Source organism: Luteibacter aegosomaticola, assembly GCF_023078475.1.
Classification (GTDB): Bacteria; Pseudomonadota; Gammaproteobacteria; order Xanthomonadales; family Rhodanobacteraceae; genus Luteibacter; species Luteibacter aegosomaticola.
In genome coordinates, this window is sequence record NZ_CP095741.1 from 4,654,533 (window position 1) to 4,667,253 (window position 12,721).

The 12,721-nt window shown below is 65.6% G+C and carries 11 protein-coding genes; 6 read left to right on the plus strand and 5 right to left on the minus strand.

Annotated features, from left to right (window positions below; genetic code table 11):
- Positions 1-73: 73 nt before the first annotated feature.
- Together L2Y96_RS20920 and L2Y96_RS20925 are read right to left on the minus strand one after the other, a co-directional pair.
- Positions 74-3,316, minus strand: coding sequence for an efflux RND transporter permease subunit (locus tag L2Y96_RS20920; protein WP_247330128.1), 3,243 nt, complete (start codon positions 3,314-3,316; stop codon positions 74-76).
- Between the two features lie 73 nt (positions 3,317-3,389).
- Positions 3,390-4,643 carry an efflux RND transporter periplasmic adaptor subunit gene (locus tag L2Y96_RS20925; protein WP_247330131.1) on the minus strand — a complete coding sequence of 418 codons (1,254 nt, stop codon included), beginning with the start codon at positions 4,641-4,643 and terminating at the stop codon, positions 3,390-3,392.
- A gap of 339 nt (positions 4,644-4,982) precedes the next feature.
- Here L2Y96_RS20925 and L2Y96_RS20930 point away from each other — a divergent pair, with 339 nt between their 5' ends.
- Entirely contained in the window at positions 4,983-5,516 is a 534-nt protein-coding gene (locus L2Y96_RS20930) for a c-type cytochrome (RefSeq protein ID WP_247330133.1), read from the plus strand.
- A 1,025-nt stretch (positions 5,517-6,541) separates the two neighbouring features.
- On the opposite strand, the gene L2Y96_RS20935 is transcribed toward L2Y96_RS20930, so the two are convergent.
- Positions 6,542-7,126 (minus strand): acyl carrier protein phosphodiesterase, encoded by a 585-nt coding sequence (locus tag L2Y96_RS20935; protein WP_247330135.1) that lies wholly within the window; start codon positions 7,124-7,126, stop codon positions 6,542-6,544.
- Between the two features lie 48 nt (positions 7,127-7,174).
- Between L2Y96_RS20935 and L2Y96_RS20940 the strand changes: the two genes are divergently transcribed.
- From L2Y96_RS20940 to L2Y96_RS20955, 4 genes are all read left to right on the plus strand, one after another.
- Positions 7,175-7,876, plus strand: a complete 702-nt coding sequence (locus L2Y96_RS20940; protein ID WP_247330139.1) for an alpha/beta hydrolase — start codon at positions 7,175-7,177, stop codon at positions 7,874-7,876.
- Positions 7,873-8,991, plus strand: coding sequence for a cell division protein ZapE (gene zapE, locus L2Y96_RS20945; RefSeq protein ID WP_247330141.1), 1,119 nt, complete (start codon positions 7,873-7,875; stop codon positions 8,989-8,991). The genes L2Y96_RS20940 and zapE overlap by 4 nt, the downstream gene beginning before the upstream one ends.
- 94 nt (positions 8,992-9,085) lie before the next feature.
- Positions 9,086-9,547: a hypothetical protein gene (locus L2Y96_RS20950; RefSeq protein WP_247330143.1), complete on the plus strand. Its 462-nt coding sequence runs from the start codon at positions 9,086-9,088 to the stop codon at positions 9,545-9,547.
- Positions 9,544-10,314 carry an N-acetylmuramoyl-L-alanine amidase gene (locus L2Y96_RS20955; RefSeq protein WP_247330144.1) on the plus strand — a complete coding sequence of 257 codons (771 nt, stop codon included), beginning with the start codon at positions 9,544-9,546 and terminating at the stop codon, positions 10,312-10,314. The genes L2Y96_RS20950 and L2Y96_RS20955 overlap by 4 nt, the downstream gene beginning before the upstream one ends.
- Positions 10,315-10,324: 10 nt before the next feature.
- Here L2Y96_RS20955 and ltaE read toward each other — a convergent pair whose 3' ends face one another.
- Positions 10,325-11,338 carry a low-specificity L-threonine aldolase gene (gene ltaE / locus L2Y96_RS20960; RefSeq protein ID WP_247330146.1) on the minus strand — a complete coding sequence of 338 codons (1,014 nt, stop codon included), beginning with the start codon at positions 11,336-11,338 and terminating at the stop codon, positions 10,325-10,327.
- Between the two features lie 86 nt (positions 11,339-11,424).
- Between ltaE and L2Y96_RS20965 the strand changes: the two genes are divergently transcribed.
- Entirely contained in the window at positions 11,425-11,937 is a 513-nt protein-coding gene (locus L2Y96_RS20965) for a gluconokinase (protein ID WP_247330147.1), read from the plus strand.
- Here the strand turns inward: L2Y96_RS20965 and L2Y96_RS20970 are convergent.
- Positions 11,922-12,689 carry an AraC family transcriptional regulator gene (locus tag L2Y96_RS20970; RefSeq protein ID WP_247330149.1) on the minus strand — a complete coding sequence of 256 codons (768 nt, stop codon included), beginning with the start codon at positions 12,687-12,689 and terminating at the stop codon, positions 11,922-11,924. The two genes, L2Y96_RS20965 and L2Y96_RS20970, sit on opposite strands and share 16 nt — an antisense overlap.
- Between the last annotated feature and the right edge of the window lie 32 nt (positions 12,690-12,721).

Consider the following 12,721-nt stretch of genomic DNA (forward strand, 5'->3'; position numbering starts at 1 on the left):
GAAAAAGGTTTCGCCGGGCGGGAAGCCGTCCGGCGAAAAGAGAGTGAGCCTTGGTGCCCAGGCTCGGTCCGCATCAGTCCGCGGGCCGTGGCTGGGCGTGGGTCGCCAGCAGGCGTTGTCGCTTGCGTTCGGCGAGCCAGTCGGAGAATCGCTCCATGTACAGGTAGATCACCGGCGTGGTGTACAGGGTGACCAGCTGCGACAGGAGCAGGCCGCCGACAATCGACACACCCAGCGGCTTGCGCAGTTCCGAACCAATGCCGTTGCCGAGCGCGAGTGGCAAGGCACCCAGCAGCGCGGCGGCGGTCGTCATCATGATCGGGCGGAAACGTAGCAGGCAGGCGCGGCGGATCGCGTCCGTCGCGTTCATGCCGGTACGCTTCGCCTCGATCGCGAAGTCGATCATCATGATCGCGTTCTTCTTCACGATACCGATCAGCAACACGATACCCACGATGCCATCCACCGACAGTGTCATGCCGCACATCAGCAGGGCAAGCAGCGCGCCGACGCCAGCGGGCGGCAGGGTCGAGATGATCGTCAGCGGGTGGATGTAGCTCTCATAGAGTACGCCCAGCACGATGTAGATCACGATGATCGACGCGAGCAGCAGGAGCACTTCATCGCCCACCGAGGAGGAGAACTCCGCGGCCTTGCCGATGAACTGGCCACGCACCTGCGGCGGGAAGTCCAGCGTCTTTTCTACTTCATGGATCGCGGTGACCGCCTCGGAAAGCGAATAACCCTGCGCCAGGTTGAACGAGATCGTGACCGCTGGCAGCTGCTGCAGGTGGCTGACCACCAGCGGGGCGGTCGTGACCTGGGCACTGGCCAGCGAGGCGATGGGAATGGTGCCACCCGCGCCCACCTGGAAGCCAACGTTACCCGTATTGCCGATACCCGCCGGCGTTGCCGAGTTGCTCGATGCCAGCTGGCCGAAGCTCGTGGCGTTCGAACCGGTGAGTGCACCGTTGCCGTTGCCACGCACCGTCAGCTTGTTGAGCAGGTCGGCGCTGTTGCGGAACTCCGGCGAGACCTCCATCACCACGCGGTACTGGTTGAGCTGGGTGAAGATGGTCGAGATCTGGCGCTGGCCGAACGCGTCGTAAAGCGTGTCGTCGATCGTCTGCACCGGCACGCCCAGTCGGCTGGCCGTATCACGATCGATGGTGAGCTTCAGCGCGGTGCCCTGGTCGGCGAGGTTGTTGTCCACATCGGACAACTCCTTGCGCTTGCGCAGGGCAGAGGTCATCTGCTGCGCGTAGCCCGCAAGCTCCGTCGAGTTCACGTCGGAGAGGGAGTACTGGTATTCCGTTGCCGACACCTGGCTATCCAGCGTCACGTCCTGCACCGGCTTCAGGTACAGCGCCACGCCCGCGATGTTGCCGGCCGCACGCTGCAGGCGCGGCAGCACGTCGTCCAGGCTGTCGCGATCGCTACGGTCCTTCAGCACCAGCGAGAGCTGGCCCTGGTTGAGCGTGGGATTCACCGAGCCCGCACCGATGAAGGCGGCGACACCCGAGACGGCGGGATCCTTCGCCAGCGCATCGGCCACGGCCTTCGTGCGCTGTTCCATCTGCGGGAAGGCGACGTTCTGGTCGGCCTGGACCACGGCGGTGATGAGGCCGGTGTCCTGCTCGGGGAGCAAGCCCTTCGGGATCACGATGTACAGCACCACGGTGAGCGCGACCGTGGCCGCGGCGATCAGCATGGTGAGCGGGCGATGGTCGAGGACCCAGTCGAGGCTGCGGCCATAGCCTTCCACGATGCGCGACCACACCGTGTGCTTGCCGCTGGCCGTGGCGTGCTCATGCGCGTCATCCGCATCGGGCAGCTCATCCGCCTTGAGCAGGTACGCGCACATCATCGGCGTGAGCGTCAGCGAGACCAGCATGGAGATGGCCACCGCGATGGTGAGCACCCACGCGAACTCGTGGAACAGGCGGCCGGTGACGCCCGGCATCAGCAGCAGCGGCAGGAACACGGCGATCAGCGAGACGGTCAGCGAGAGCACCGTGAAGCCGATTTCCTTGGCGCCCACTTCCGCGGCCGTCTTCGCATCCTGGCCTTGTTCGATGTAGCGGACGATGTTCTCGATCATCACGATCGCGTCGTCGACCACGAAGCCGGTGGCCACCGCCAACGCCATCAGCGAGAGGTTATCCAGCGACATGCCCGCAAAGGCCATGACGCCGAACGTACCCATGAGCGAGAGCGGCACCGCGACCGACGGGATCACCGTGGCCCACAGGCGGCGCAGGAAGACGAAGATCACCGCCACCACGAGGCAGATGGTGAGGATCAGCGTGAACTGCACGTCCTCGACCGAGGCACGGATGGTGATCGTGCGGTCGGAGAACACCTTCAGGTGCACATCCGCCGGCAGCACCTTCTGCAGGTCGGGGATGGTCTGGCGGATGGACTGCACCGTCTGCACGATGTTCGCGCCAGGCTGGCGGCGGATATCGAGCAGCACGGCGGGCTTGCCGTTGGCCCACGCGGCGAGCTGGTCGTTTTCGACACCATCGACGACGTTGGCAACATCCTTCAGGCGCACCGGCGAGTCGTTGGTGTAGCTGATGATCGTGTCTTTGTAATCGGCGGCCGTGGCAAGCTGGTCGTTCGTGCCGATGCTGTAGGACTGCGTCTTGCCGTTCAGCGTGCCCTTAGGCGCATTCACGTTCGCCTGGGTCAGCGAGCTGCGCACGTCTTCCATGGTGAGGCCAAGATTGGCCAGCTGCGCGGGGTTGATCTGGATACGCACGGCCGGGCGCACATTGCCCGCGATGGACACCAGGCCCACGCCCTGCACCTGCGCGAGCTTCTGCGCAATGATCGAATCCGCGTAGTTGTTCACGTCACGCAGCTGCACCGTATCGGAGGTGAGCATGAGCGTCATGATCGGCGCATCGGCCGGGTTCACGCGGTTATAGACCGGCGGATACGGCAGGTTGTTCGGCAGCGTGCCACGCGCCTGGTTGATCGCTGCCTGCACATCCTGCGCTGCGATATCGATATCGCGATCCATGTTGAACTGCAGGACGATGGTCGAGAGGCCTGCCGACGAATCCGAGCTCATCGACGCGAGACCGGAGATCTGGCCGAAGTTGCGCTCGAGCGGCGTGGTGATCAGCGCCGCCATGGTGCTGGCCGAGGCACCGGGATACTGGGTGGTAACGACGAGGCTGGGCGCGTCGATTTCCGGCAGCGCCGAGACCGGCAGCTGCCGGTAGCCAAGGATGCCAAGCAACAACACCGCCACCATGAGCAGCGAGGTCGCGATAGGCCGGCGAATGAAGAGTGTCGAGAAACCCACGGTTCAGTCCTGGTGTCTGGGCCACGGGGCCCGTTGGCGGCGCGTCCCTCATGGACGCGCCGCGAGCGAAGGCTTAGCCGCCGCGGCGACCGCCGCCCTGGCGACCGTTCTTGGCCTTCGACTTCTGCAATTCGTCAGCCGTCGGCGCGGCCGGCACCTGGCCCGGGGCCAGCGGCTGCACCTTCGAACCCGGCTTCAGGCGGAACTGGCCTTCGGTAACGACCTTCTCGCCCAGCTTCAGGCCCGTGATCATCACGTGGCTGTCGCCGACTTCCGAAGCGGTCTGCACCGACTGCATCTTGACCGTGTTGTCGCCCTGCACGAGGTAGACGTAGTCGCCGTCGGGGCCACGCTGCACGGCCTGCGCCGGGATCACGAGGCCGCCCTTCACCGTACGCACGTTGAGGCGCGCGTTGACGAACTGGCCGGGCCACAGCTCGGTCTTCTGGTTATCAAACAGGCCACGCAGGCGGAACGTGCCGGTGGTGGTGTCGATCGTGTTGTTGATGACCTCGAGGTGGCCGCTGGTCACCACGTGCGCATCGGTGCGGTCCAGCGCGTCGACGACGAGCGGCGTATCCGGGCTGGCTGCCATGCCGCTGCGGACCATGTCGAGGTTCTTCTCGGGCAGCGTGAAGGTCACATAGATCGGGTGCACCTCGGTCAGCGTCACGATCGACGTGGTCGTGGTGACGATGTTGCCGACGTCGACGCCGCGGATGCCGGCCAGGCCGGTGATCGGGGCGATGACCTTGGTGAAGCCGAGCTGCACCTGGGCGGCACGGATCGAGGCCTGGTCGGCCACGACCGTGGCGTTGGCCTGGTCCAGGGTGTTCTTCAGGTTATCCAGGTCCTGCTTGGAGACGTACTGCTGGCCGCCCTTGCTCACGAGGTTCTGCGAACGCTCGAGGTTGTTCTTGGCGGTAGCCGACAAGGCCTGGTCCTGCTTGAGCTTGGCCACGGCCTGGTCGTACTGCGACTGGATGGTGCGCGGATCGATTTCCGCGATCACGTCACCCTGCTTCACTTCCTGGCCTTCGGTGAAGTTCAGCTTCATGAGCTGACCACCCACCTGCGGGCTGACAGTGACCTGGTTACGCGCCTGCACGGTACCCGTGGCGCTGAGGTACACAGGGACATCCTGGGCCACGACGGGCACCACGGTGACCGGAACGGGTGGCTGATCCTTGCCCTGCCCTTCGCCGTTGGCCTGGGCGGATGCATCCTGGGCGTTTGCACCACCCTTGTGCATGCGGGGTAGGACGACAACGGCGGCGATCACCACGACCACGATGACCGCTAGCGCGATTTTCCAAAAACGCGACATGTAAAGCTCCCAATGAGAAACCGCTCGATGGCAACGCCCTTCGATGGGGCGCGCCTCGCGCCGCGGGTTTTATACCCTGAAAACGTGAAGGATCGGCGGCGACAATATAGGTGTACGGGAACGACATTGAACAATGCCGGTTGACAGGGGTACACCATGACTGACGGCATGCTACCCAAGGTATCCGGCCCCATTTGAGGCCACTTTCGGGCACCCCGGAGGCGGACCGCTGACGAATGCGAAGGTTCCGTTATACTCGGGTGCGACCGCCGGCTGGCGGCAGGCAAGCCGGAGCCCGGGGAGGGGGACGGCCCACCTAAACTTGATGGGAGTCAGTGCGTGAGCGGTTCTCCGAGCAAGTCCGATCAGAACTTCGTCCGTCAATTCTCGTGGCTTACCGCTGGCTTAAGCCTTCTGGCCCTCATCCTGATGGTGTTGGCTTACACCATCTACTCGAATATCCCGAAGGATCAGGATCCGGCCGTGGCTAAGCGCACGGAGGCCCGGATCGCACCGGCGGGTGCCGTTTACGCGGGTGATACGGGCCGGGCGGCGATGCTTGCGGCGCAGGAGGCGGCGGCGAAGGCGGCGGCTTCCCAGGTGGCGTACGGTGGCAGCAAGGATGGCAAGACGATTTACGACAACCTGTGCCATAGCTGCCATACGGCGGGTGTGGCGGGGGCGCCGAAGCTGGGTGACAAGGGTGCCTGGGGTGCTCGTATCGCTGAGGGTACGGCGACGCTGATCAAGCATGCGATCGAGGGTTATACGGGCCCGGATGGCAACCATATGCCTCCGAAGGGCGGTAATCCGGCCCTGACGGAGGAGCAGGTGGGCAATACGGTGAAGTGGATGGTCGATCAGGCCAAGTAAGCTGCTTCGCTTGCCCGCTCTACGAAAAGCCGGCCTTGTGTCGGCTTTTTTGTGGCCTCTCGGGACGGCTCGCCTTCGGCTTCGCGTTGGGCTGGCTCGGCCTTTGGCCATCGCGTTAGCGCTCGGACGTCTCCGGAAAGAGCCCTTGGCGCCCACCCTCGCTGCTCAGACAAGTCTCCAACGTTCGAAAAGGATGCCCCTCCGGGGCCATGTATCTGATTGGCCTACGGCCGCGAACCGGCGTGCGGACGGGGGTTTGAAACTCGCCTTCCTGGCTCGGTTTCAAACGACCGGCCATCCATGGCCGGCCCCGCCTGTGGCGGCTGTTCCCGTCCGCCCGCCTCGTCTCCGACAACTCGCCTCGAGGGTGGGCGCCAAGGCCTCTCGGACACACCGAGGCGGGTCGATGGGAAAGCCACCGCCGACAACACGGCCGACCTCGCGGCGCCCCACACCTGCCAAACAGCCGTAGGAGCCCACCCTGTGGGCGACATCTTTCGCCCAAACGCACAGGCCCTCTCGTACGGCACGATCGATCAAGGGCCAGACGCCGCAAGATCCGAAGGCTGCCGCGAACGGCGTCGCCCACAGGGTGGGCTCCTACGGGGGTGGGCGTTGGTTTGTCGGTGGGCTGTACCTCGAGCGGCAAGGCCTGCCGCCACGGCCCCGTTGCCGGCTCTCCTCTCACGAAACCTCAGTGCCTCAGAGAGCCCTCGGCGCCCACCCTCGAGGCGAGTTTCGCAGGCGAGGCAGCCGGGCGGGAACAGCCCCGCAGGGGGGACGGCCATGGATGGCCGTTCCTTTTCGACGAGACAGGGACGTCTCGTCGAAAAGCCCCGCCCGGCTGCCGGTTCGCGCCCGTAGGGCAATAAGTACATTTGCCGCGTCAGCGGCACTCCCTTTCGAACGACGAGGACCTGTCTGAGCAGCGAGGGTGGGCGCCGAGGGCTCTCCTGCGACCACGTCCGAGCGCTAAAGCGATGGCCAAAGGCCGAGCCAGCCCAACGCGATGCCGAAGGCGAGCCTTATCGGGCGGCCACCCAATTGGCAGCAAATGCCTGAAGTTGTGGAAAAAACGCGGCGAATGTTTCACGTAGCATCGCGTCGTGCTCGATCAGCAGCGGTACCGACTCGCCCACCGGGTTCGCCCGGGACAGACGCCGCGAGAGGCCGCCCAGGGCCGCCGCCACACGCTCCAGGTCCGCATAGCCCGCTGGCAGCTCGTGTGCATCCATATATAAGAGGAAGCGCTTCAGGCCATCCGGCAGGATCGCGTCGGCCGCATGCATCTCCGCTCGCAGATTGTCGGAAAAAGCCTCAAGTGGCGTCGGGCAATAGCTCGCGAAGTCACGCGCCAGGCAATGGTCGAACCACACATCCAGGAAAATCCCCGCATACCGCCGGAACGGCGGCGGCATCGCCTCGCGGGCCTTGCGCACCAACGGATGCGTATCCGTATAGCCGTCGATCGCCCGGTGCAGGTAAATCCCGTCGCGCACCCGCACGGGCAACGACTCATCCGGCGTGCCCCGGACGAAATCGCCCATCACGCCACCCAGGCGCAAACCCGCATCGTTCCCCGCCAGCAGGGCATGCGCCAGCACGTTCACGGGGTGGCTCCGGCGCGGGTCGCGCAGCCAGCGGTTATCATGGCGGGCATGACTGATCTTCTACCTACAGCGCCGGATCACTTCCCGGACGAAACGCTGAGCTTCGCGCTGGCCGGGCCCGCGGGCAAGCTCGAATGCGAAGCCAAGGCTGCGACCGAGGGCCGCAGGAACGCCGTGGCGGTCATCTGCCACCCGCTCTCCACCGAAGGTGGCAGCATGCATAACAAGGTCGTGACCATGCTGGAACGCGCGCTGCGCGAGTCCGGGCTGGACACGGTCATCTTCAATTTCCGCAGCGTCGGCCGCTCCGAAGGCAGCTTCGACGAGGGTCACGGGGAAAGCGACGACCTCGCCGCCGTCGTCGCCTGGGCACGCAAGGCGCGCCCCGGCGCGAAGCTCTGGCTGGCCGGCTTCTCGTTCGGAAGCTACGTCGCCCTGCGCAACGCCGTCGCCCTGCAGGCCACCGCGCTCATCACCATCGCCCCGCCCGCGGCCGGGCGCAGCTGGGACTTCTCCACGATCAACCTGCCCGCCTGCCCCTGGCTCGTGGTCATGGGCGATGCCGACGAAATCGTCGAACCCCAGGGCGTCTACGACTGGGTCGAGAGCCTCCCCGAGGACAAGCGCCCCAGGCTGGTGAAGATGGAAGAGACCAGCCACTTCTTCCACCGCCGCCTCATGGACCTGCGCGGCGTGATCAGGCACGAAGTGAAGGACTGGCCGCCCCAGGCGGCTGGCGACGAGGCATGAGCTGCCCGGAGCTGACCCCGGGTGAGCGTTACCGGGATGGCGTGGTCGGGCACCGCTGGGAATCCGACCCGGCGCAGCTGGGTGTCATCGCCGAGTTCGACCGGATGCATGCCGCGCTGTGCCAGCCCACCGAGGCAGCTGGCGGCGGGCTGTTCGGCCGGCTGAAATCCATGCTGGGTGGCGATGCCCAGCGCGAAACGGTCAAGGGCCTCTACCTCTGGGGTAGCGTCGGCCGTGGCAAGACCTTCCTCATGGATCTGTTCGTCTCCAGCCTGGCGCCCGGACTGGCGCTGCGCCGGCACTTCCATCGCTTCATGCAGGAAACGCACGCCACCCTTCGCGAGCTGGGCGACCGGCAAAGCCCGCTCGATGAAGTCGCCGCGCGTATCGCCGCGAAGCACCGCGTGCTGTGCCTGGATGAATTTCTCATCTCCGACATCGGCGACGCGATGATCATGGCCGGCCTGCTCGAGGGCCTGTTCTCGCGCGGTGTCACGCTCGTCACGACCTCGAACACCGTGCCGGCCAACCTCTATAAGGATGGCTTGCAGCGCGCTCGCTTCCTGCCGGCCATCGCCGCGCTGGAAAAGCACTGCGTGGTGCACGAGATGGTGTCGCCACGTGACTGGCGCCTGCGCGCGCTGAGCCAGGCGTCGGTGTATCTCGTGCCGCCCGGCCCGGAGGCCGAGCGCTCGCTGGCGAAGATCTTCACCACGCAGGCGCAGGGCGATATTGAAGAGGGCGGTTCGGTTGCCATCAATGCCCGCGACATCCCGGTGCGCCGCCGCGCACCGAATGTCATCTGGTTCGATTTCGCCGCCCTGTGCGAAGGCCCACGCGCCGTCACCGACTACATCGAACTGGCGAAGGCATACCCCACCGTCATCCTCTCGGGTGTCCCGCAGTTCACCGATTTCACCGAGAACGAGGCGAAGCGATTCGTCTTGCTGGTAGACGAGTTCTACGATCGCCACGTAAAGTTGGCGTTGTCGGCCGCGGCGCCGATCACCGAACTCTACGATGGCACCCGTGTACGTGCCGAGTTCGGCCGAACAGAGTCGCGCCTAATCGAAATGCAGAGTGAAGACTACCTGGGTCGCGATCACAAGCCATGAGTTGACGTGGGCGCCACCGCCTGTTCGCAACCACGCCATGCGAACGATGCTATCCGGGCGGGAAATGCCGCGACACTTACGACGAGAATTGCCCATGCATCACTACGAACTCATCCCCGGCAAAGGCATTCGCTTCGGCGAAATTGAGATTTTCTTCAACAAGCAGCGCACGGAACTGCGCGCCGAACTCGGCTTCGACAAGAAGGAAAACGAGGGCATCTTCGATGACGAGGATGAGTACGGCATCGATGGCGAGGACGGCATCCTGCTTCGCTTCCTCGGGAACAAGCTCTGCGATATCGAAGTGCACGGCGGCAGCCTTGTCTACGACGACATCGAACTCAAAGCCACCGATATCCGCAAGCTCCAGGATGCCCTGCACAACAGCGGCATCGCCATCAGCGAGGAAAGTGAGTGGCTCTCCGAAGGCCGTGATTGCATCGACCTGCAGATCGTCGTGGCTACGGCTGGCGATGCCGATCAAGTGGAAAACGACAATTACGACCGCATCGCCTGGGTGGCGACCAGCGTCGATTTCAAGGTCGAAGACGCATGAGCGCGCGCCCCACCACCTGGCTCCGCCTCGTGGTGGTGGCCTTGCTTCTCACCACGCTGGCGGGCTGCGCAAGCGGCCCGCGCGTGGCACCCCAGCGCAGCGCCCTCGCCCACTGGTCGCCGTCGCCGAACTTCAATGCGCGCAAAGCGCAGCTCATCGTGCTGCATCACACCTCGATCGGTGACGCCACGGCTGCCTTGAACGTGCTGAAGACGCGCAATAGCCAGGGTCCGGTGAGCGCGCACTACCTCGTCGAGATGGATGGCCGCATCGATCAGCTGGTCGATGAAGGCGACCGTGCCTGGCATGCCGGGGCGGCACGCTGGGGCGACATGACGGACCTGAACTCCTCGTCGATCGGCATTGAGATCGACAACGACGGCCACTCGCCTTTTACCCAGCCGCAGATCGATGCGCTTATCCGCCTGCTCGCTGATATCACCACGCGCCTCGGCATCCCTCGTACAGCCATCGTCGGTCACGGCGACATCGCGCCCGGGCGGAAGGATGACCCGAGCGTACAGTTCCCCTGGGCCACGCTCGCCAGCAACGGCTACGGCCTGTGGTTCGATACGCCGCTGATACCGGCGCCGCCGGGCTTCGACAGCCTTGCCGCCATGCGGCTGGTGGGTTACGACGTCTCCGTGCCACGCACGGCCATCATCGCGTTCCATCGCCACTACCGGGCGATGGAAACGGATGCACTGGATGCGACCGATGCGGCCATTCTGTACTCCCTGCAACGGAAGCTGATGGCGCCGCGTTAACCGCCGTGGGTCAGTAGGCGAAAGTGCGGAAGGCGTCGATCGTGCGCTCGACACCTTCGTCATCGATATCGAGGTGGGTGACCAGGCGAATCGACGGCAGGTAACCGATGCTGAGGCGGATGCCCTTCGCTGCCGTGTGTGCCGCGAGATCCTTCAGGCGCGCCGCGGGGACATCAACGAACACCATGTTGGTATGGCAGCCCTGCAGCGTGAGGCCATCGATCTTGCCCAGGGCTTCGGCCAACCGCTTCGCCCGCGCGTGGTCATCGGCGAGGCGTTCCACATGGTGGTCGAGGGCGTGCATGGCCGCGGCGGCGAGCATGCCGGCCTGGCGCCAGCCGCCGCCGGTCACTTTGCGCCAGCGGCGGGCGCGGTCGATGAGCTTCACATCGCCGAGCAACACCGAGCCGACCGGCGCGCCCAGCCCCTTCGAGAGACACACCGACACGCTATCGAAACCCTGGGCCACCTCGCCGGCCGGGCGGCCGTAAGCGATGGCGGCGTTGTAAATCCGGGCGCCGTCCAGATGCAGGCCCAGGCCACGCCGGGTCGCGAGCTCACGGGCGGCGGCCATGTATTCGAAAGGCAGCGCGCGGCCGTGCCAGGTGTTTTCCAGCGCCAGCAGCTTGGAGCGGGCAAAGTGTGGGTCCACCGGCTTGATGGCCGCCTCAACCTTGTCGAGCGGCAGCGTGCCATCCGCTGCCTGCGGGATCGGCTGCGGCTGGATCGAGCCGAGCACGGCCGCGCCACCGCCTTCGAACCGGTAGGTATGCGCATCGGCGCCCACGATGTATTCGTCACCGCGCTCGCAGTGACTCATCAGGGCGAGCAGGTTGCTCTGCGTCCCGGTAGGGACGAACAGCGCCGCCGCGAAGCCGAGGTCCGCCGCGAGGCGATCCTGCAAGGCATTGACGGTCGGGTCTTCGCCGTACACGTCGTCACCCACCGGTGCACGGAGCATGGCCTCGCGCATGGCATCGGTGGGCTGGGTCACGGTGTCGCTACGCAGGTCGATCGTTCGCATGGGAGTGCCGGTGTCGTGGGGCCAGCCGTGGATGGTACGCCAGCCTGTTCACGATTCCGTAGCCCACGTCACGTCATGCTTTACGCATGATCACGATCGTTATGGGTGTATCCGGCAGCGGCAAGAGTACGGTAGGTGGCGACCTGGCCGCCCACCTCGGCCTGCCCTTTATCGACGGCGACAGCCTCCACCCCCAGGCCAACAAGGACAAGATGGCCCAGGGCATCCCCCTGGACGACACCGACCGCGCACCGTGGCTGGCGGCGATCGTGGCGGTGATGGATGAGCACCGCGCCCGCCACACGTCCCTGGTGATCGCCTGCTCGGCGCTGAAGCGCCGCTATCGCGATATCTTGCGCGGCGACCACCGCGATGTCCGCTTCGTCTACCTGCACGGCACGCGCGAGCTCCTGGCCGAACGCCTCGCGGTACGCGGCGCGCACTTCTTCAACCCCGCCCTGCTCGATAGCCAGCTCGCGACGCTCGAGGAGCCGTCGCGCAGCGAGGCGGCATGGGTGGAGATCACCGACCCGCCGGCGCGAATCGTCGAGAAAGTGATCCGCGCGGGCTGCGCCGAAGCGCGTCAGGCCGCCCGATAGTCCGTCGGGGGCTTGCCCAGCGCGCGGCGGAACATCGTCGAGAAACTGGTCGCGCTTTCGTAGCCGAGGTCGAGCGCCACATCGGTCACGGCGTCACCGGCGGCGAGCCGGGGCAGCGCCGCCAGCAGGCAGGCCTGTTGGCGCCACTGGGCGAAGCTCATGCCGGTCTCGCGGCGGAACAGCCGGGTGAAGCTGCGCCGGTGCATACCCAGTCCACCGGCCCACGCGTCGATGCCCTCGGCAACGTTCGGGTGTTCGAGGAAGCGTGCGGATAAGGACGCGAGGGCGGGGTCGGTCGGCAGCGGCAGTTCCAGCGGCACGCGCGGTGCGCGGCTGATTTCTTCGACGAGCAGGGCCATAAGCATCCCGTCGCGGCCATCCGGGTCGTACTCGCGTGGCACTTCGGCGGCTTCGACCAGCAGGGCGCGCAGCAATGGCGACACGGTGATGACCCGGCAGGCCTCGCCGGCCTTGCCGGTGACTTCGGGCTCGATATACACGCTATGCGTCATGACCGCGCCGATCATGCGCACGGCATGCGGTGTGCCAGAGGGAATCCACACGGCCCGTTCGGGCGGCGCGATCCACGCGCCGTAGGGCGTGGTGATGGCGATAGTGCCTGCCGACGCGTAGAGCAACTGGCCGCGGCGGTGCTGGTGGGTCGCCAGTTCGAACGCGGCGGGATAGGTGTTGCCGCGCGAGATCACCGGGCGTGGCGTGGCTTCAAACGCGTCGTTATCCAGGGGCGGCATGGCCTTTGTCCCAAACTCGAAGGGTTTTGACC